Raw genomic sequence first — 19811 nt, 5'->3', positions numbered from 1 at the left:
CTGAGCGAGTGCCGCCAGCGTCGACGCCGAACGCGTCGGCGCGCCCCATCTCGATCTCACTGTCCCTCCTTGTGGGCCCTCACCGAATACTGGCTCCGTCTTCATTTTCCGGACGCGGTAATGCCAGCCTTTGAGCTGTGTCCCTTGCGTCCGCCACGCTCGAACCATACCCTATAGGGTATAGAGAATGTGAAATGAGTTGTCCGAAGCCAGAGGAAGCCCCTACCGGTACGGGTATATTACAGTTCAGGCGCAGCGTGCCGGACGTCGGTGCGGAACTCATGCGGAAGTGCTGGATTGAGGGTCCGCCAGCTTCTGGGCGAAGGACGTTTCCAGCTGCTGACGACCGGCACGGCGCGATCTGGCTTGGCGCAAGGAAGGCTGCACGCGATATGTCTCAATCGGGGAGATCTTTGGCCGGCGTGGGTGCTGCTGCACTGCTGACGCTCGGCGTGGTCGGCGCCTGGCTGTCGCCCGCAGCGGCGGCGGATTCCACTGACGACTACCCGATACCTCGTCGGATCATCGCTACAACCTGTACCGCTGAGCAGCTCTTAGCTGCGGCTCGCGACCACACGCCGGTGTACTACGAGCGCTACATAATCGATATGCACAACCACTCACCGGAAGTCCAACGAGCAGCGCAAGACGAAATCCACCGATTCTTCGCCATGGCGCCAGCGCAGCGCAGGGCAACATCCGAGGACTGGGCAACGCACCTGGCGGACCCGCTGACCGCAAGTTGGCCCAATTGGGGGAAGCTGTTCTTCAACAACAAGGGTGTGGTGGCCAAAACAGCCCAATCCTGCGGTCAATACCCGCCGGATGACGACTCCGTCTGGGGCTGAGGGGAACGGCGAGCATATGAAGATCATCAGTCTTATCGCGGCCATCGCCACAGCGGCATCCCTGGCGGCGCCGGCGCACGCCGACACTGACAGCGACTTCGTCGGACAATTGCACAACTACGGCATCTACGGCCCGCACGACTACGACGCCTGGCTCGGCAAGATCGTCTGTGAACGACAGCGAAACGGCATAGACGCCGGCCCCGGCCGCGCCGCGGCTTTTATCGCCGACAACCTCCCGACGGGCACCGATCGGAGTCGGTCATGGCAATTCCTCGCGACCGCGATCGCGTTCTACTGCCCGGACCGAGCAGACTTCATGCATGACGCACCGGTGGCGGTGGGCTCGGCCTGAACGCAGGCGAGGTAGGCCCGCCATCGCGGTCACGAGTGCCCGGGGGGCCAGAACGTCGACGCGGGTTTGACGATCGCAGGCAGAAGCAACAACCGAGACCGGGAAAATTCCGGGCCTGCGAGTGTCGGGAACCTGACTACGATGAACTCGCCCGGATCAGCGTGTCGATGGCGGCACGCAATTTGGCGCTCGCTTCGTCGGCTATCTCCTGCAAGCCCTGCTGATCGGTCGTCTGGGTCATCACGGTGGGGTCCATCGCCTCGACGAGAATACCTCCGGCGGGGTCGGCAGGATCGCATCGCACCACGACGTTGCACGGCATCAACTGTCCGATGTGACGGTCCACGTCCAGGGCGCGTTGAGCCAGTGCCGGGTTACAGGCTCCGAGGATTAGGTAATCCTCCATGTCATGCCCGAGTTTCTGCTTCAACGTGGCCGTGACGTCGATCGTCGTCAGCACACCGAAGCCGTGATCCGCCAACGCCTCAATGGTGCGCTTGACGACGTCGCCAAACGGTGCGTGCACCGTCGTGTTCAATCCGGCTGTCATCACTCCTCCTGATCCGCGAATCCCGCTGCGGCTAGGCCATGCTCAGGCCAGTGCCAAAAAAAGCTTCTCCAGCTTCGCCTCCGACAGCGCCTGTTCTCCGTCTGGGCCGCTGCCGGCGATGCAGTCGCGCAGCCCAGCTGCGACGATCTTGAACCCCGCACGGTCAAGGGCGCGCGACACCGCCGCCAGTTGAGTGACCACGTCCTCGCATGCACGGCCCTGTTCGATCATGGTGATGACGCCACCGAGTTGGCCCTGCGCTCGGCGCAACCTGTTAAGTACCGCCGCCACACTATCCTGATCGCCAGCCAATTTCCCTCTCCTCAATCCACTCGACCAATGATAGTACCCGCCGGGGTATGAAGATGGCCGTCCAGGTGCCAATGCACACCTCGACTATACCTATGCGGGTACTGGTATACTCTGTTCATGAGCGAAAAAGGCCACTATCACGATGTGCTTGACGAACTCAACCCGCAGCACCGCGCTTTGCGTCAGATGATCCCCGGGGTCTACCGCGGCTTTGGTGAGATGAGCAGTGCCGCACTGACCGACGGCGCGCTGGACAAGAAATTCAAGGAACTCATCGCTGTGGCCATTGGGGTCGTCGCCGGTTGCGATGGCTGCATCGCCTCGCACACTCAGGGCGCGGCACGGGCTGGAGCGACGAAGGAAGAAGCCGCCGAAGCAATCGGGGTCAGCATCCTGATGCACGGTGGACCCGCCACGATCTACGGTGCGCGGGCATATCAAGCGTTCTGCGAGTTCGCCGATGCAGACGCCTCAATGGGGTCCGCCTAAGGCGCAGCGCGGTCCTGCTCTGCTGACTGAGGGCGAAACGCCCCCGGGGTGTCTATAGGCCGACGCTGACAGCCCCGCACGGGCGGACGCAAAGATCCCCCAATGCCGAATCGGGTCTGACGTTGGTCTGACGCCCACAACGTTCACCGTGATTGGAGTCTTGATGTGCTACCCCGTCAGTTGCCCATTTTGCTGCAAGGTCACCTGGGCGGGGTGCGGCTTGCATGCCGACAGCGTCATGCGGTCGGTGCCGGCGAGTCAACGGTGCACCTGCAGGAGCGAGGCGCTGCAGGATGAGACGCCTCGATACCAGTAAAGAAAGTTCTCACATGCGAGGTCAGAGACGCCGTTCGGTGTGGTCGGCGACCTGCGTAGGTGCGGCCCCGCCGCCAGGGTGTTCGCCGACGGGGGCACGGCCGACGGGGCTGTTGCCGCTGGTAGTGCGGCACAGTTCGCTGCTGGCTGGCGACACTGGTTGGCGGGCGGCGGACGCAGGGTGTAGTGCAGCGACCGGCGCGGACGGGAGCGCCAGCGGACGGCAGCGCAAGGGAGCGTAGCGAAGCCCGGAGGTAGCCGCCCGCTGGGGTAGTTCCGATCAACTCGGCTGCGCAGTGCGCTGGCGCGACACCGTGGCGGCGCAGAGTGCGGCGATCGTGTGCACCCGTTGGTGGGCGCGTGGCTGGTGTGGTCGGAACCTGGCCAGGCTGGGTGGCGGTTACCCGTAGAGGCGTTGGCGCAGTTCGCGAAGGCCGATCAGGCGGGGGCGTCGGTGCAGGGCTTCGATGTCGTCGATGAGTTCGGCGACGCGGGGGGATTCGGCGAGTTCTTCGGGGGCGATCTGCTCGGCTTTGACCAGGGCCAGCAGTGCGCCGCGCCCGGAGCGGGTGAGCAGGTGAGCGCGGGCGATGTCGATCAGGTAGCGGGCTTGGCGTTCCGGAGATAGATGCTCGGGGTGGCGGACGGCGGCGGCGCGGTCGAGGGCTTGCTGGCCGTTGCCGAGTTCGACGGCGACACCCACGGCGTGCATGGCGACGTTGGTGGGGCCGAATTCGGTGTCGTGGTGGTTGTGGTCGCCGCCCAGGACGCCGGCAAGTCGCCGTGCCACGGTCAGGCATTGTTCGCCCGCGTTGGTGTTGGCGTCGCGGGCGTGCAGGATCGCCAGCAGCAGGGCGCTGGAGCCCACCAGTGAGATCAGGGCGGGGTCGCCGCCGGCGATGATGGTGTCATGGTGTCGTGTTGCTTGGGTCAACACGTGGCGGGCCAAGGCTTGTTCGCTGGAGTCGAGCAGGGTGCGGGCCATGCGTAGTTGCCCGGCCAGGATCAGGGCGGGGTCGTGGGCTTGTTCGGCGGCGGTGATGGCACGGTCGGCGGCCACCCATCCAGCGCCGCGGTCGCCGACTTTGACCAGCATCGCCGCAGCGGCTTGGTAGGTCTGGGCGAGCAGCGGAAGAAGTTCGGGCCGTTGGGTTTTCGCAGCGGTGCGGGTGGCGTTTTCCAGGTCGCCGATGAGGGCGGCGATTGCTGGCCCCATGTCGCGGTAGGCGCTGGCGTGGATGCGCACCCAGATGGTTTCGGTGCGGTCCCGTAGTGATTGCACATCGCAGGGCGGGCCGTCGATGTTCGGCGTGATGATGTTGTCGGGGGCGGGGTGCCCGGCGATGGCCAGACGCAGCTGCTCCACATAGGGCCGGTTGCGGACGGTTTCGGTGTCGGGTCCCAGCGCGGCGTCGATGAACTCCTGGAGCGGGGCGCCCAGCAGCGCCGCGAGCTGACCCAGCACGGTGATGTCGACCAGCGCCAGTTCGTTGCGTTCGATCTGGGCGACCCAGCTGACCGATTTGTGTATCTGGCCGGCCAGCCGCTCGCGTGACCAGTTGCGCTCTTTGCGATAGCGGGCGACCAGCTCGCCGGCGGTGGGGTCAGCGCGGGGCACCGTCGCCTCGAAGCGGAGTGCCGGTGACGGCGCCGGCAATCGGGGTCAATGTCCACACCTCGGGCGGGCCGGCCAGGTGTTGGATCCGCTCGTACAGGAAACGACGGGTGTGCGGCGCGGCTTCGTGGGCCTGGAACGCCTCGGGGCTGCGGTAGCACTCGTAGAACACCCGCACCCTGGGCTGGCCGTCTTGGATGTGGCTCGCGTAGATGATCGTGTCGGGTTCCTCGGTGGTGATCGCGGCCAGCGTTTGCGCGACGAGTGCGTCGAAGGCATCCTCGTGTCCTGCGCGAACGCTGAACCTCACCAGCAGTGCGAACATCTGTCCCCCCAAGAGCGACACGGGCCTGGAACACCGTTGTCGCCTCGTTTGCGCGGTTGCCGCACACCTTACCCGGCGTCCTCGCCGGGGGTGACGACGATCAGCGCAGGAACCGATAGGGCGGTGGCGGCCCGCCGCGGGGTTGGTGGGCGCACAGTTCTGCACAGCCGCACTGTGTGTTTTCGTCCTCCGTTGCCGCCCGTGGCGGGTGTCGGGTTGCACTCGGTGGTGAGTCCAACAACACCGTTGGGTCGCTCACCGAAAAGAGGACACGACCATCATGAAACTGCGAATCGACACGACCGGTGTGACGTTTTTGTGCACCCGGATTCCCGAGCAGCGCACCAATTTCGACACCGGTGCCCCACGGACCGACAAGGCCACCGGGCAGGTGTTGTGGCAGGTGCAGCTGATCGCCCTGGACGCCACCGGCGGCGAAGTGCTGGCGGTCACCGTAGTCGGGGAACCGAAAGTCACTGTCGGTCAGCCGGTGGCGGTGGCCGGTCTGGTGGCTCTGCCGTGGTCCCAAGATGGGCGCTCCGGCATCGCGTACCGGGCCGAAACCATCACCGCCACCGAGCCCGGTGCAGCCGTCAAGGCGAGCCAGCCCGCCCGGTAACCGAGTGCTGGCCCGGCAGCCACCCACGACCAGTGCGTGCGTGTTGCTGCCGGGCCAGCCCCCCGACCATCTATCCGTCGCAGCGAAAGCAGACCGTCATGTCGAACACCCCAAACCGTAAGAGTCACAACAACAATCAATCATCCGACGAAGATTGGATCGGCGAGCTGATCTGGGCGGTGGTCAAAGCCGCCGGGCAACTGCTGTGGTGGGCGATCCTGTTCCCCATCGTCAGCATCCCCACCACGGTCGCGATCTGGGTCGGTGTCAGTCACGGCACCCGCGCCGGCGTGCTGACCGCCGCCATCGCGATCGGGGCATACCTTGGCTGGTCAGTGCTGGAACCGGACTCGTTCACCGCATGGGTGACCTCCCCGGTGCGGCAGCGGTGGCTGGCCTGGTGGCGTTATCACCGCACCTGGGAATCGGTCTGTGCCCTGCACGGGTTGACCGCCACACTGGGGCCACGCACCCTGGTTCCGGCCGTGCAATCGGTGCGCATTGGGCGTCACGCCGACGTGCTGACGGTGAAGGTGGTGACTGGCCAGTCGATCACCGACTGGCAGAAACGCGGCCCGGCGCTGGCGGCGGCCTGGCGCGCCGATCGGTTGACGATCCGTGCCGGCGCACCGGGGCAGGTGCGGATCGTCATCGGTCGCGGTGATGTGCTCAGCCAGCCGATCGCCCTGCCGATGCCGAAACCGGGGTCGGCGGTCGATCTGGGTGCGGTGCGAGTAGGGATCACCGAATCACGGCATTGGTGGACGCTGCCCGTGTTGGGCCAGCACCTGCTGGTCGCCGGTGCCACCGGCGCGGGCAAAGGTTCGGTGCTGTGGTCGCTGATCGCCGGGCTGGCACCCCAGGTGAGGACCGGGCGGGTGCGGTTGTGGGTGATCGACCCCAAAGGCGGCATGGAACTCGGTGCCGGCGCACCGCTGTTCACCCGGTTCTGCCACCACACCGGCCAACCCACCGCGGCACTGCTGGGTGAGCTGGTGGAGCTGATGGGCACCCGCGCCAACCGGTTACGCGGTCACACCCGCCTACACACCCCCACCATCACGGAACCGCTGATGGTGTTGATCGTTGACGAGATCGCCGCGCTGACGGCCTACGTCAGTGATCGCAAACTGCGCACCGAGATCGAACACCTGCTCGGCCTGCTGCTCTCCCAGGGGCGAGCGGTCGGCATCTGCGTGGTGGCCGCGGTGCAAGACCCCGCCAAAGACACCCTGCCGGTGCGGCAGCTGTTCACCGTGCGGATCGGGTTGCGCATGACCGAGGCCACCCAGACCGCGATGGTGCTCGGCCAAGGAGCACGTGATGTCGGCGCCGAATGCGACCTGATCGCCGATACCACCCCCGGAGTCGGGTACGTGATGATCGACGGCACCGCCGAACCGGTGCGGGTGCGGGCATTCCAGGTCACCGACCGCGACATCACCACGCTGGCGAGCACGTTTCGGGCACCGCGCAACGGCGGTGAGCATTCGCAGGGCCGGGGACCGCAGTGAACGTTGCCGCCGGTGTGGTGGGTGGCCCGGTGATCGCCCTGCCGGGCCTGCCCACCACCATCGACCCCGCACCCGTGATCACCGAAATGGTTCGCCGCGCATCCTCGCCCCGGTTCGAGGCGTGGTGGCGGCGGGTGGAATCGGTCGGCTACTGCGCCCATCCGATCCAGCTGGTCGGCGCCGACATCAGCGGGGGCCGTCATCAGGTGTGGACACGCTGCAACAACCGCCGCGCCACCGTCTGCCCGTCGTGTTCGGACCTCTACGCCCGCGACACCTGGCAGCTGGTGCACGCCGGGGCCGCCGGCGGCCACCACAATGTGCCGATCGAGGTCGCCGCCCGCCCACAAGTGTTCACCACGCTCACCGCGCCGGGCTACGGGGCAGTGCACAACGCCACCGGCACCGTCTGCCACCTCCGACCCGGCGGGTCGGGCGCCAAGTGTCGGCATGGAAACACCATGCACTGTAACGCTATTCATGCTGCCGATGATCCGGTTGTGGGGCAACCGCTCTGCGGTGACTGCTATGACTACCTCGGGCATGTGTTGTTCGCCTGGCATCTGCCGGAGTTGTGGCGGCGCTTCACGATCGCACTCCGCCGTGCCGTCGCAACGCAGTTGAAAGCCATTGGCGTGTCCTCTAAATCGGTGCGGGTGAGTTTCGTCAAGGTCGTCGAGCTGCAAGCGCGTGCCATCCCGCACATTCACGCCCTGATCCGCCTGGACCCGCCCGACGATCCCGCCACTGCATCGGGTGACCACGACAATGACGGCCCCGCCGCCGCGTGCGGTGGTGGGGAGCCCCGTTGCATAGCCGACCATGATGGCCGCTGGTCGTCACCGATCACCGCCGGCGAACTGGCCGCACTCATCCAGCACGCGGCTCGCCACGTCCACATCGATGCGCCCGCCGACGGCAGTAACAACAGGAACGGGAACAGAAACAGGTACAGGAACAGGAACAGGAACAGGAACGGTGATTGTGGGTCAGATGGTGCGCGGGTGGTGCGGTTCGGCACCCAGATCGACAGCCAACCCCTGACACCCGAAACACACACAGTCACAGGCGATCCCGTCGGTGCTGCGATATCTCGGCTGTCGCCGCGTCGGGTGGCGGGCTACCTGGCGAAATACGTCACCAAGTCATTGCACGACTTCGGCATTACCGCCCGACGCCTGTCAGCAGAAGCAATCCGCGACCTGGAGGTCAGCGAGCATGTGCGCGCGATTCTGTCCACCATCGCCGAACTGGCTGAGCACCCCGGCGCGGCGGTGGCGGGGATCGGGCGCTGGCTGCACACCCTGGGCTATCGCGGGCACATCACCACGAAATCCCGGCACTACTCGACCACCCTGGGCGCCTTGCGGACCACCCGCGCCACCTGGACCCGCCAGCAGGTGAGGCAAGCGATAACGGAACGGAATGCACCGCAACCCGTCGATAGGGCAACCGGCACCGGGCGGGACACCGCCGACGTGATCGACCCCGATGCAGTGGCATGGGAGTTCGACCAGGCCGGACACACCAGCGCCGGGGATTGCGTCCTGGTCATCTCCGCAGCCCTGCGCCACATCACCGCCCGCATCACCGCCCTGACAGAAACCCGCACCCGTGCCCGAACCGGCCGCTTGTGGTTGGCACCGCCTGGAGCCGGTGATGGCTGAGGTCACAACCGGCACCACGGCCAGCGACACCGGCAACAAGAGCAACCGGGTGGTGCCGTTGCATGAGCGAGCCGAGTTCGTCGCTTGGCTGATGGCCTCCTGTCAGGAGCAGCAGGTGCCGGTCACCGTGACCGATCCGGCCGTCATCGCACGCATCGCTGTCCTGCTCGGGCCGGCATCCCCGCCGCGGGCAGCCGGTCATACCCGCCAGACGGGCCGTACCCGGTCGATGTCCAAGCTGCGTGCACCGGGGGTGCCCGGGGCGATCACCGCGTGATCGAGCACCGCTTTGACGATCACCTGCTGGCGACCCACATCCAGATCAGCCCACTGCTCGCGCAGGACACCACCGGTACCGGCCAGCTCGAAGACGGCGGTGGTATCGGTCGCCGCTGCGATGTCCCGGCGAGCCGCAGTAATGCGCTCGGTGATCGGATCACGCGCAGCAATCCACTCTCGGGCGGTGATCGCCCCCTGGGCATACAATCCGGCCAACTCATCCAGGCGCCCCTGATCGGCTTCCACCTGCGCAGCCAGGGCAGCCACATCGGCATCGGTGCTGGCTTTGCCCGCCAGCGCATCGGCCAACTGTGCCGAATCCAACCGGGCCAGCACCGCCTCGGTCAACAGTTCCTCGACCGGGGCGGCGACCACCGTCAACCGGCCACACCCACCATGATCCGGGCCGCGCAAACACACATAACGCCGAGTGCGATTATCCGGATTACGATGCCGCGCTTGCGAATACAGGCGGTTGCCGCAACGCCCGCACCGCAGCATCCCCGACAACACATACGTGCGTGCTGATCTGGTCTTGGTCACCGACCGTGCCGCCATCCGTGCCAACACCCGATCCCGCTCCGCTGGCGTGATGATCGCCGGCCACACCGCCGCACCGATCACCTCCCCGCGATGCTCCCGCAACCCCGCAATACGCCCCGAACACAACACCTGCCGCACCGCCCCGGTATGCCAGGACTTCGCGACCGCCGGGGTGACACCGGTCTCGTTGAGCCACACCGTCAACGACCGCAACGACTGACCGGCCAGGTAGCGGTCCACCATCTGGCGCACCACAGCGGCCTCGGACTCGCGCAGCGTGATCTTGTCGTCCTCATAGCCGAACGGGCGCACCGACCCGTGCGGCAACCCCGCCTCGGCATTGGCCAACATCTTCCGCCGGATGCGCGCCGACTTGCGGCCTGATTCCTTGGCGGCGAACGCAGCGAAGATACGGGCCATGAACAACCCATCGTCATTGCCCAGGTCGATGTCGGCGGTCACCGTCGCCACCTGCGACACCCCGACCGATTCACACAGGGCGACGAACTCCTCCAACTCCACCGGACGCCGATGCAGCCGGTCCAGGTTGTAGACGATCACCGCATCCCGCAAACCGGCTTTCAGATCAGCCAGCATCCGGGCGTACTGCTGACGGGGCTTACCCGAAAACGCTGACACATCGTTATCCACGTACTCATCGCCGACCGACCACCCCCGATCCGCGGCCAGCTTGCGGCAATCATCCAACTGCCGCGCCACCCCCAACCCCGTACCCTCGGCATCCGCTGAAATCCGGGCATAAATCGCCGCCGACCCCACCCCAACCCGCTGACCAGTGGTTTTCCTCGTAGACATGGGGGTAGTTTAACGAAATCTGACCTTGGCCGGGTGGGTGGCCCCCCGCGGGTGGGCCACGGCGTGGTCGATGTCGCAGTGGGTCGCAGGCCGGTCGCAGCCCGGGAATCGGCAGGTGAGGTCGCGGGCGCGAATGAAGGCAGCCATCGCTCGTGAGGGACGGTACTGGGGCTCGGCAGGCAGATCAGAAGGGTCTCGGAGGGGTTTGACGCCGGCGCCCCGGTTGACCAGGTGCGCCAGTAGCTGCGGGGGAACGGTGCCCCCGCCGATGATGTGCCCGGAGGCTGCTGGGCGTGTCTGAGATGTCGGAGCCAGGGGTCCTTCGCCGTCGCCGAAACGCGAGTCGGCCACGGTGTCCAGTGCGGCTTGGTCGGCGAGGACGTAGACGGTGACGTTGGTCGCGCGGGCGTCGACGCCGGCTGCCGGGCAGTCGCTGTTGCCGCAGGCGCAGGCCAGGTTGTCGGCACCGGTGGCCAGGGCACCGAGGGCGTCGGCGCGGCGTTGGGCGAGAGTGCGAGGATCGTCGTCGCAGACGGTATGGGCCAGTTGTGTCAGGCGCCGGTCGAGTGCGGCGCCATCAGTGGAGAGCAACCGGCCCCACAGCGCAGTGGTGCCGTTTTCGCTGTTGCGGGTATCGACAACCACTTCGCGGCCGCGGGCGCCTCGCTGGTAACGCCGAATGGCTTCGGGGTCGTGCCGGTCGATGAGGGCATCGATGGCGGCAGCAGTTTTGGCCGCGGACAGCGGTCCTAGGCCGGTGGCGATCTCGGCGAGTTCGGTGTCGATGACATGCAGCACGTAGGGGTCGGTGATCAAGGTCGTGCGCCAGACCATCGTGGCGACGAGGCGGGTGCTGATCGCCCCGTCGAGAAACAATGCGGCGACCTTCGGCAGGCGGTCCCGCAATGCCGAGGCGAGATACATCTGCGAGGACGCCATACCGTGGCTGATCTGCTCGGCGGCGGCGACCTCGGCGGCTGCGGCATCCCAGTAGTCGCATGACCAGCGTGACCGGTTCACCGCATCGACCCCGCGGGTGCGCCGTGCCACCAATTCGCCGATGACGGCCAGCCGGCGCGCAGCTGCGGCGGCCTCCAGTCGGGCCCAACGCGAGATGGCCGCCACCAGGGCCTTGTCGTCGGCCTCGGCCAACGACTCCGGCTCCAGCGCCTTCGATTCGAACATACGTGCGATTCTAGCGAGGGGGTCCGACACGGCGCTGAGTCTTAGGCTCGGCCGCATGGAGCAACAGGTGCACTTCGTCACCATCGCGGCCACCGATCTGGCCGCGACCAGGAATTTCTACGCTGCGCTGGGCTGGCAGCCCCTGTTGGACGTCGAGGGCGAGATCGTCTTCTACCAGGCGGCGCCGGGCCAGGTGCTGGGCTTTTTCGACGCCGACAAGTTCAACGAAGACTTGGCGCTGCCCGGCGATCATTTCCGGGTCTCGGGGATCACCGTGGCGCACAACGTCGGCAGTCCCGACGCCGTCATCGCGCTGGCCGACGCCATGGCCGCCGCGGGCGGTGTCGTCATCAAACCGCCGCAACCCGGCCAGTTCGGCGAGGTATTCCACGCCCACGTCCAAGACCCCAACGGACTCATCTGGGAGATCGCCCACAACCCCGGCTGGCGGATCGCGCCCGATGGCACGGTAAGTCTCGGCTGACGTCGTAGGGTGGCCGGGAGCAACGGGAAAGGAACCCCCACGACGATGCCCTCACTGCTGAGTACGGCGCTGGGCGCGGCACCGATCTTCGGCGGAGCTCTGCTGACGGCGGCGGCCGGGCAGCTCAAAGGCCCGGACGTACGCGCGCTGATCAAACAGGACCTCGATCTGCTTGACCGGCTTCCCGCGGAGCAGACGCAGCGGCGAGCGGATTTGCAGCGCACCATCGATGAGCGCATCGACGACTTGGTAGCCGCCTCCGATCGCGCCAGGGCGCTGCGGGAGGCGGCGCTGTCCTATCAGGGCAACTGGCGCGACGTGGTCTTCTTCGTGTCCTCGCTGCTGTTCACCTATGTCTGGTGGCACGTCAACCATGACCGCGGCAATTGGCTGCCGATGTTCGTCGTGCTGATCCTCGCGTGCATCGTGTCCGCGGCCTACGCACTGCGCGGGACGTTCCGGGTGGTGACGCACGGCTGGCGGCGTCGGCGATGACGGGCTGCTCATGACACACGTCGTCGAAATAACGCGGAGCCACAACCCTTTTCCGGCGGCCGGGCTGATTCGCGACCACAACGGTGTCGCGCACTACCAACAGCTGCCGGCGACGCTGCTCCATGTGCTGGCCGAGCAGGCCGAGCAGCGGCCCGACAGTGAAGCCGTGGTCGAACTCGGGGGTGACCGGCTGACCTACCGGCAGTTGTGGCAGCGGGCCGCGCGGGTGGCCGGCGGGCTGCGTGCCGACGGCCTGACGCGCGGTGACCGGGTCGCGTTGCGCTACCCGGCGGGGCTGGACTGGGTGCTGGCGTTTTGGGGCACGCTGATGGCCGGCGGAATACCGGTGGCCGTCAATACCCGCTCGGCCGCACCGGAAGTCGAGTTTGTGCTCACCGATGCCGGAGTCAGCGTGGACCTGGCGCCCGGCACCGCACTGCCCGACGGCCAACCGTATGTGGTGGACGGGCTCGAAGCGGGCGACACCGCTGCGCTGTTCTACACCTCCGGCACCACCGGCAGCCCCAAGGGAGTGCCCACCACCCACGAGGCGTTTGTGACCAACGCCGAGAACATGATGCGCACCTTGGGCCGGCCCCGGGCGCTGGGCGAGGAATACCGCACGCTGATCTCGGTCCCGCTGTTCCATGTGACCGGCTGCAACTCTCAACTGCTGGTCGCGGCCTACACCGGCGGTACGGCGGTCATCATGGGATCGCTGAATCTTCCCGAGTTGATCGCAACGCTTCCCGCACAACGGATCTCATCGATGGTGACGGTACCGGCGATCTACTCACTGCTGCTTCGGCATCCCGAATTCGCCGCGGTCGACGTGAGCGGGGTGCGGTGGGTCGGCTACGGCGGGGCGCCGACGGCACCGGCGCTGGTGCGGTCGCTGCGCGAGGCATTCGGCGCGGCAACGGTGTTCAACGGCTACGGCATGACCGAGACCGCCTCGCTGATGACGGTGCTGCCGGACTCCGACGCGGTGGCGCACGCGGACTCGGTCGGCTACGCCGTGCCCTCGGGAGACATCGGCATCGTCCCGCTCGGTGATGACCCGAGCACCGGTGAACTGGTGGTGCGCGGGGCGAATGTGATGCGGGGCTACTGGAACCGGCCGGAGGCGACCGCCGCCACGATCATCGACGGCTGGCTGCACACCGGCGATGTGGTGCGCGTCGACGAGGCCGGCCGGGTGCACATCATCGACCGGCTCAAAGACATCATCAACCGCGGCGGCGAGAACGTCTCCAGCGTCGAGGTGGAAGCCGCACTGTTGTCGGCGCCCGGCGTGGCCGACGCGTGTGTGCTCGCGGTGCCCGACGAGGTGATGGGGGAGAAGGTCGGCGCGGTGCTGCTCGGCGACCAGCACGAGATCGACGTGGGCGCGGTACTGGAGTACTGCCGCGGCCAACTGGCGGACTTCAAGGTGCCGCAGTACATCAGCGTGGTGACCGAGGCGCTGCCACGCACCGCCAGCGGCAAACTGCTCAAGGCGCAGCTGCGCGAGCAGGTGCGATGGGGCTCGCCGCTGCGGTAACCGGGAAATGTCGGTGGGGCGCGTTACCTTGCCGGCATGGACACAGCACTGCTGATCCTCCTCACCTCACTGGCGCTACTGGCGGTGATCCTGCAGGTGGTGGTGCTCGTGCGCCCCGCCGGCGGGGCGATCTCGCCGGAACAGCTCGCCGCGCTGCGCGGTGACAGTGAACGCGTGGAGCGAACCCTGCGCGAAGAGCAGCATGCCGGGCGTGCCGAACTCGCGCAGGCATTCCACCAATGGCAGCTGACCCTGCACCGCTTCGGATCGACTCTGCAGGGAACACAAGACAAGCTGGGCGCCACGCTGGATCGCCAGCTGCGGAGCCTGCAGACCGAGAACACCGCGCAACTGGAGAAGATGCGCGCCACGGTGGACGAAAAGTTGCAGGCCACGCTGGAAACCCGCTTGGCGCAGTCGTTTACGCAGATCTCGGAGCGCCTGGAAGCCGTGCAACGGGGCCTGGGCGAAATGCAGACGCTGGCCACCGGGGTGGGTGATCTGAAGCGGGTGCTGACCAATGTCAAAACCCGCGGCATCTTCGGCGAGACGCAATTGGCCGCGCTGCTGGCCGAGACGCTGACGCCCGAGCAGTACGCCACCAACGTCATCACCGTGCCGGGTTCGAACGCCCGGGTGGAGTTCGCGATCCGATTGCCCGGCGCCACCGGCGCTCGCGAGGTGTTGTTGCCGATCGACGCCAAGTTTCCGCGTGAGGACTTCGAGCGCCTACTCGACGCACAGGAGCACGCCGACATCGCCGGGGAGGCCGCCGCGCGTCAGGCGCTGATCCGGCGGATCGAAGCCGAGGCCGGCGATATCTGTGACAAGTACCTCGAGCCGCCGCACACCACGGACTTCGCGATCCTGTTCCTGGCCACCGAGAGTCTGTACGCCGAGGTGCTGCGTCAGCCTGGGCTGTTCGAGCAGATTCAGGCCAAGTACAACGTCACGCTGGCCGGACCGACCACCTTGGCCGCGCTGCTCAACAGCCTGCGGATGGGCTTTCGCACCCTGGCGATCGAACAGCGCAGCAGCGAGGTCTGGCAGGTGCTCGGAGCGGTCAAGACCGAATTCGGCAAGTTCGCGGCGGTGCTGGAGAAGACCCGCAAGCAACTCGACACCGCTCGTAACACCATCGACACCGCCGGAGTCCGCACCCGCGCCATCGAACGCAAGCTGCGCGGGGTGGAGTCGCTGCCCGAACGAGAGGTCGAAGCCTTGCTCGGTGAACTCGGCAACGACTCGGAAGAAGTCAGTGAAGTTGACATCGAATTCAGTTAGTCTGCCCGGATGGATGCCGTCCCGGCCGCCCCGGCCCGCCAGTTGCCGGCCACGGTACGCGGGGCACGCACCCGGGCGGGGCTGGTCGCCGCGGCGCGCAAGGTCTTCGAGCGCGACGGCTACCTCGACGCCAAGCTGACCGACATCACCAAGGCTGCCGGTTGTGCGACCGGGTCGTTCTACACCTACTTCGCGAACAAAGAAGAGATTTTCGCCGCGGTCCTCGAGCAGGCCCAGCAGGACATGATGCATCCGGGCATGGGCCGCGTCAGTGACTCCGACGACCCCTATGCGGTGCTGGAAGCGAGCAATCGCGCCTATTTGGAGGCGTATCGGCGCAATGCACAGTTGATGGGGCTGCTCGAGCAGGTGGCCCAGATCGATCCGAAATTCCGTGCCTTCCGCGCGCGGCGAGCCGACGCGTTCGTCCAACGCAATGCCGCCGGCATCGCCGATCTGCAGGAACGCGGAATCGCCGCCGCCGATGTCGATCCGCTGCTGGCGTCGCGGGCACTGTCGGGGATGGTCAGCCGACTGGCATACGGCACCTTCGTGGGTGAGGAGGCCGCGCACAGTTCGGGCACCGACTTTGAGGCCTTGGTCGCGACCGTCACCCGGCTGTGGGCCAATGCCCTGCAATTCCAAACCACCAAAAGTCGAACATGAGATCGGATTCAACTAGTGTCACTGCCGCTGCGCACTGAAGAACGGGGTCGTTGCTTATGAAGGTTGCCGAGCGGGTCGCGATCGTCACCGGTGGCGGTGGCGGCATCGGTGGAGCGCTGGCCGCGGCGCTGGTCCAGGCCGGGGCGAAAGTGGTGGTCGCCGACCTCGACGCGGACGCCGCGGCGGCGGTAGCCGAGGCGATCAACGCCGAGCATCCCGGCGCTGTGGTCGCTCGCGGCGGCGACGTTTCCGACACCGAGACCATTCGCGAGCTGATCGCGTTGGCGCAGGAGCGGTACGGCCCGGTCGACTTCTACTTCGCCAACGCCGGGATCACCGGTGCCCCCGGCCTGCCCGGCGAAGCCGACTGGGACCAGGCCATCGACGTCAACCTGCGCTCGCACATCCGCGCCGCGCAGCTGCTGATTCCCGACTGGGTAAGCCGCGGGGAGGGATACTTCGTCTCGACTGCATCCGCCGCCGGACTGCTCACCCAACTCGGCGCCGCCACCTACTCGGTGACCAAGCACGCGGCGGTCGGATTCGCCGAATGGCTCAACATCACCTACGGCGACCAGGGCGTGCGGGTCAGCTGCCTGTGCCCGATGGGTGTCAACACCAAGTTGCTCTACGCCGGTGAACAATCCGGCGACCGGCTGGGCGATCTGGCCACCCGTGCGGTCACCACCGCCGGTGAGGTGCTGGAGCCCGCCGACGTCGCCGCGGAGGTGCTCGCCGCCATCGACGACGAGCGTTTTCTGATCCTGCCGCACCCGGTGGTGCTGGAGATGTTCCGGCACAAGGCAGGCGATTACGACCGTTGGCTGCGCGGCATGCGCCGCTACCAGCGCGGCCTGCTCGACTCCGAAGTGTCCTAGGTGAGGAGCCTGTATGTCCCTGTTTGAAATGTCTGAGCGCGCAACGAAATACCAGACGGATCTGCTGGAGTTCATGGACGAGTGCGTCTATCCGGCCGAGTCGGTCTACGAGACGCAGATGGCCGAATCCGGCAATCCGCACTTTCAGCCGCCGATCCTGGAGGAGCTGAAGGCGCAGGCGCGCCAGCGCGGTCTGTGGAATCTGTTTCACCCCCACCCGGAATGGGGTCCGGGCCTGACCAATCTGGAATACGCGCCGCTGGCCGAGATCATGGGCCGCAGCCCGCATCTGGCTCCCGAAGCCTGTAACTGTAGCGCGCCGGACACCGGCAACATGGAGGTGTTAACGCTGTTCGGCAGCGACGAGCACAAGGAGCGCTACCTCAAGCCGTTGCTGGAGGGCACCATCCGGTCGGCATTTGCGATGACCGAGCCGCAGGTGGCCAGCTCGGACGCCACCAATGTGCAGCTGTCGATGGTGCGCGACGGCGACGGCTACGTGCTTAACGGCCGGAAATGGTTCGCCTCCAACGCCTTGCATCAGAACTGCAAGGTGATGATCGTGATGGGCAAGACCGATCCCGACACCAATGTCTACCAGCAGCAGTCCATGATGGTGGTCCCCATCGACGCCCCGGGCGTTACCGTCATGCGCGGGCTGCCGGTCTTCGGCTACCAGGACCGCGAAGGCCACGCCGAGATCGACTTCAAAGACGTTCGGGTGCCCGCCAAAGACGTGCTGAAGGGTGAGGGTGAGGGGTTCGCGATTGCCCAGGCCCGGCTCGGCCCCGGCCGCATCCACCACTGCATGCGGGCCATCGGCATGGCCGAGCGGGCCCTGGAGCTGCTGTGCAGGCGGGCACGGTCACGGGTCGCGTTCGGCCGGCCGATCTCCGACAACGCCAACATCCGCGACTGGATCGCCGAGGCGCGCATCGACATCGAGATGATCCGGCTGCTGACGCTCAAGACCGCCTACCTGATGGACACCGTCGGCAACAAGGCGGCACAGGTCGAGATCGCGGCGATCAAGGTCGCGGCGCCCAACATCGCGCTCAAGATCGTCGACCGGGCCATCCAGGTGCACGGCGGCGGCGGGGTCACCGAAGACTTCCCGCTGGCCGGGTTCTGGGCCCACCTGCGCACCCTGCGGCTGGCCGACGGCCCCGATGAGGTGCACAAGCGTGCCATTGCCCGCCAGGAGCTGCACAAGTACCGCGAGGACGCCCGATGACGACACAGGATTTCGCGGGGCGCACCGCGGTCATCACCGGCGGCTCGCGGGGGATCGGGCTGGCGATCGGGCAGCGGCTCGCCGAGGCGGGCGCCAACGTGGTCCTGACCTCACGCGACCAGGAGAGTGCCGACGCGGCGGCGGCCCAGGTCCAAGGCAACGCGCTGGGTGTGGCCGCCCATGTCGCCGACGACGACGCCGCCCAGCGCTGCATCGACCTGACCCTGGAACGGTTCGGCAGCATCGATGTCCTGGTCAACAACGCCGGCACGAACCCGGCATTCGGACCGCTGATCGACCAGGACCACGCCCGGTTCGCCAAGATCTTCGACATCAACCTGTGGGGGCCACTGTTGTGGACGTCCTGCGCGGTCAAGGCGTGGATGGGCGAGCACAGTGGCGTCGTGGTGAACACGGCCTCCATCGGCGGGATGAGTTTCGCGCCGCTGATGGGCATGTACAACGCCACCAAGGCGGCGCTCATCCATGTCACCAAACAGCTTGCGCTGGAGCTTTCGCCCGGCATCCGGGTCAACGCGATCTGTCCGGGCGTGGTGCGCACCAAGCTGGCCGAGGTGCTCTGGAAGGAACACGAGCAGGGGCTCTCGGGTGCCATACCGCTGGGCCGGATCGGTGAGCCGGGTGACGTGGCCGACGCGGTGTTGTTCCTGGCATCGGACGCGGCGAGCTGGATCACCGGACAGACCCTGGTCATGGACGGTGGCCAGATCCTCGGCGACGCAACCGGATTCCGGGCAGGTCTCGGTGGCTGAGGAGCCACTGGGGATCGACCCGGCGGCTGCGACCGCGTGGATCACCGAGCTAGGCCTGCCGGTGCGCGGGCCGCTGAGCTTCGAGCGGATCGGGATCGGACAGTCGAATCTGACCTACCGGGTGTCCGACGGCGCCGGCCACAGCTGGGTGCTGCGCCGGCCCCCGCTGGGAACATTGCTGGCCTCGGCCCACGACGTGGCCCGCGAAGCCCGGATCCTCGCGGCGCTGGACGACACCGACGTCCCCACCCCGAAGGTGTACGGGCTGACGCGGGACGCAGAAGACACGCCGTTGCTGCTGATGGAGTTCATAGACGGCGTGGTGGCCGACCGGATGTCGGTGGCGCAGTCGCTTTCTCCCGAGCGGCGTCGGCAGATCGGGCTGTCGATGCCCAAGACGCTGGCCAAGATTCACGCCGTCGACATCACCGCGGTGGGCCTCGATGATCTGGCCAGCCACAAGCCCTACGCCCAGCGTCAGCTCAGACGCTGGGCCGGGCAGTGGGAGAAGTCCAAGACGCGAGAGCTGCCCGCACTCGATGACCTGACCCGGCGTCTGACCGCCGCTGTTCCGCCTCAGCAGGAACTGACTCTGGTGCACGGGGACTTTCACCTGCGCAACGTGATCACCTCACCGGAGAGCGGCGAGGTGATCGCGGTGCTCGACTGGGAGTTGTCCACTCTCGGCGACCCGCTGGCCGACATGGGCAGCCTGCTCGCGTACTGGCCGCAGGTCGGCGAAGAGCACATCGCCGGGGAATTCATCATCAGCACCCTGGAGGGCTTCCCGGACCGGGCCGAGTTGGCCCGGGTCTATCTGGAAGAGACCGGACGTGACGCGGCGTCGCTGCAGTACTGGCATGCGCTGGGGCTGTGGAAGGTCGCGATCATCGCCGAGGGCATCGTGCGGCGGGTGCTGGACAACCCGGCGAACAAGGCCGCCGCGGGCACCCCGATCACCGCGTGGATCGATGCCCTGGCGGACAAGGCGTGTGAGGTCGCCGACGAGGCGGGTATCTGAG

23 protein-coding genes are annotated in these 19811 nt (G+C 66.8%); 17 read left to right on the top strand and 6 right to left on the bottom strand.

The features are described 5' to 3' along the window. Positions 1-392: 392 nt before the first annotated feature. Together K3U94_RS14310 and K3U94_RS14305 are read left to right on the top strand one after the other, a co-directional pair. Positions 393-848, top strand: coding sequence for a DUF5078 domain-containing protein (locus K3U94_RS14310; protein WP_220694137.1), 456 nt, complete (start codon positions 393-395; stop codon positions 846-848). A gap of 16 nt (positions 849-864) precedes the next feature. Next, a complete protein-coding gene (locus tag K3U94_RS14305; protein ID WP_220694136.1) occupies positions 865-1203 on the top strand; it encodes a DUF732 domain-containing protein in 339 nt (112 codons plus the stop codon). Positions 1204-1339: 136 nt separating this feature from the next. Here K3U94_RS14305 and K3U94_RS14300 read toward each other — a convergent pair whose 3' ends face one another. Beyond that, positions 1340-1753, bottom strand: a complete 414-nt coding sequence (locus K3U94_RS14300; protein ID WP_220694135.1) for a DUF302 domain-containing protein — start codon at positions 1751-1753, stop codon at positions 1340-1342. Positions 1754-1795: 42 nt separating this feature from the next. Continuing rightward, positions 1796-2065, bottom strand: coding sequence for a metal-sensitive transcriptional regulator (locus K3U94_RS14295; protein ID WP_220694134.1), 270 nt, complete (start codon positions 2063-2065; stop codon positions 1796-1798). A 117-nt stretch (positions 2066-2182) separates the two neighbouring features. On the opposite strand from K3U94_RS14295, the gene K3U94_RS14290 reads away from it, so the two are divergent. Beyond that, on the top strand, positions 2183-2554 hold the full coding sequence (locus K3U94_RS14290) for a carboxymuconolactone decarboxylase family protein (protein WP_149773148.1): 372 nt from the start codon (positions 2183-2185) through the stop codon (positions 2552-2554). 163 nt (positions 2555-2717) lie between these two features. Further along, on the top strand, positions 2718-2870 hold the full coding sequence (locus K3U94_RS24465) for a DUF8730 family Cys-rich protein (RefSeq protein ID WP_491562382.1): 153 nt from the start codon (positions 2718-2720) through the stop codon (positions 2868-2870). 399 nt (positions 2871-3269) lie between these two features. Here the strand turns inward: K3U94_RS24465 and K3U94_RS14285 are convergent, their stop codons facing one another. After that, positions 3270-4487: a helix-turn-helix domain-containing protein gene (locus tag K3U94_RS14285; protein WP_220694133.1), complete on the bottom strand. Its 1218-nt coding sequence runs from the start codon at positions 4485-4487 to the stop codon at positions 3270-3272. Then, on the bottom strand, positions 4474-4830 hold the full coding sequence (locus K3U94_RS14280) for a putative quinol monooxygenase (protein ID WP_230987123.1): 357 nt from the start codon (positions 4828-4830) through the stop codon (positions 4474-4476). The genes K3U94_RS14285 and K3U94_RS14280 overlap by 14 nt, the downstream gene beginning before the upstream one ends. 259 nt (positions 4831-5089) lie before the next feature. On the opposite strand from K3U94_RS14280, the gene K3U94_RS14275 reads away from it, so the two are divergent. From K3U94_RS14275 to K3U94_RS14260, 4 genes are all read left to right on the top strand, one after another. After that, complete coding sequence (locus K3U94_RS14275) at positions 5090-5428, top strand: SCO3933 family regulatory protein (RefSeq protein ID WP_220694132.1); 339 nt, start codon at positions 5090-5092, stop codon at positions 5426-5428. A 98-nt stretch (positions 5429-5526) separates the two neighbouring features. Beyond that, on the top strand, positions 5527-6942 hold the full coding sequence (locus K3U94_RS14270) for an FtsK/SpoIIIE domain-containing protein (protein ID WP_220694131.1): 1416 nt from the start codon (positions 5527-5529) through the stop codon (positions 6940-6942). An 86-nt stretch (positions 6943-7028) separates the two neighbouring features. Further along, positions 7029-8609, top strand: coding sequence for a replication initiator (locus K3U94_RS14265; RefSeq protein WP_230987618.1), 1581 nt, complete (start codon positions 7029-7031; stop codon positions 8607-8609). Next, positions 8602-8886, top strand: coding sequence for a hypothetical protein (locus K3U94_RS14260; protein ID WP_220696934.1), 285 nt, complete (start codon positions 8602-8604; stop codon positions 8884-8886). The genes K3U94_RS14265 and K3U94_RS14260 overlap by 8 nt, the downstream gene beginning before the upstream one ends. Here the strand turns inward: K3U94_RS14260 and K3U94_RS14255 are convergent. After that, complete coding sequence (locus K3U94_RS14255; RefSeq protein WP_220694129.1) at positions 8808-10247, bottom strand: recombinase family protein; 1440 nt, start codon at positions 10245-10247, stop codon at positions 8808-8810. The two genes, K3U94_RS14260 and K3U94_RS14255, sit on opposite strands and share 79 nt — an antisense overlap. Positions 10248-10256: 9 nt before the next feature. Continuing rightward, complete coding sequence (locus tag K3U94_RS14250; protein WP_220694128.1) at positions 10257-11432, bottom strand: HNH endonuclease signature motif containing protein; 1176 nt, start codon at positions 11430-11432, stop codon at positions 10257-10259. A 55-nt stretch (positions 11433-11487) separates the two neighbouring features. On the opposite strand from K3U94_RS14250, the gene K3U94_RS14245 reads away from it, so the two are divergent. The 9 genes from K3U94_RS14245 to K3U94_RS14205 are packed head-to-tail and all read left to right on the top strand — an operon-like array spanning position 11488 to position 19810. Continuing rightward, positions 11488-11916 carry a VOC family protein gene (locus K3U94_RS14245; RefSeq protein WP_220694127.1) on the top strand — a complete coding sequence of 143 codons (429 nt, stop codon included), beginning with the start codon at positions 11488-11490 and terminating at the stop codon, positions 11914-11916. A 45-nt stretch (positions 11917-11961) separates the two neighbouring features. After that, entirely contained in the window at positions 11962-12411 is a 450-nt protein-coding gene (locus K3U94_RS14240; protein ID WP_220694126.1) for a hypothetical protein, read from the top strand. Positions 12412-12421: 10 nt separating this feature from the next. Next, the gene (locus K3U94_RS14235) at positions 12422-13954 is read left to right on the top strand and encodes a class I adenylate-forming enzyme family protein (RefSeq protein WP_220694125.1); all 1533 of its coding nucleotides are present in this window, start codon (positions 12422-12424) and stop codon (positions 13952-13954) included. 36 nt (positions 13955-13990) lie between these two features. After that, on the top strand, positions 13991-15238 hold the full coding sequence (locus K3U94_RS14230; RefSeq protein ID WP_220694124.1) for a DNA recombination protein RmuC: 1248 nt from the start codon (positions 13991-13993) through the stop codon (positions 15236-15238). Positions 15239-15247: 9 nt separating this feature from the next. Next, a complete protein-coding gene (locus tag K3U94_RS14225; protein WP_220694123.1) occupies positions 15248-15904 on the top strand; it encodes a TetR/AcrR family transcriptional regulator in 657 nt (218 codons plus the stop codon). Between the two features lie 56 nt (positions 15905-15960). Beyond that, entirely contained in the window at positions 15961-16782 is an 822-nt protein-coding gene (locus K3U94_RS14220) for an SDR family oxidoreductase (RefSeq protein ID WP_220694122.1), read from the top strand. Positions 16783-16795: 13 nt separating this feature from the next. Continuing rightward, positions 16796-18016, top strand: a complete 1221-nt coding sequence (locus K3U94_RS14215; RefSeq protein ID WP_220694121.1) for an acyl-CoA dehydrogenase family protein — start codon at positions 16796-16798, stop codon at positions 18014-18016. Continuing rightward, positions 18013-18789, top strand: coding sequence for an SDR family oxidoreductase (locus tag K3U94_RS14210; RefSeq protein ID WP_220694120.1), 777 nt, complete (start codon positions 18013-18015; stop codon positions 18787-18789). The genes K3U94_RS14215 and K3U94_RS14210 overlap by 4 nt, the downstream gene beginning before the upstream one ends. Further along, on the top strand, positions 18782-19810 hold the full coding sequence (locus K3U94_RS14205; RefSeq protein WP_220694119.1) for a phosphotransferase family protein: 1029 nt from the start codon (positions 18782-18784) through the stop codon (positions 19808-19810). Before K3U94_RS14210 ends, K3U94_RS14205 begins: the two co-directional genes overlap by 8 nt. Position 19811 lies beyond the last annotated feature (1 nt).

The organism is Mycolicibacter heraklionensis (assembly GCF_019645815.1).
Classification (GTDB): domain Bacteria; phylum Actinomycetota; class Actinomycetes; order Mycobacteriales; family Mycobacteriaceae; genus Mycobacterium; species Mycobacterium heraklionense.
This window is presented reverse-complemented; position numbering and strand designations above follow the sequence as displayed.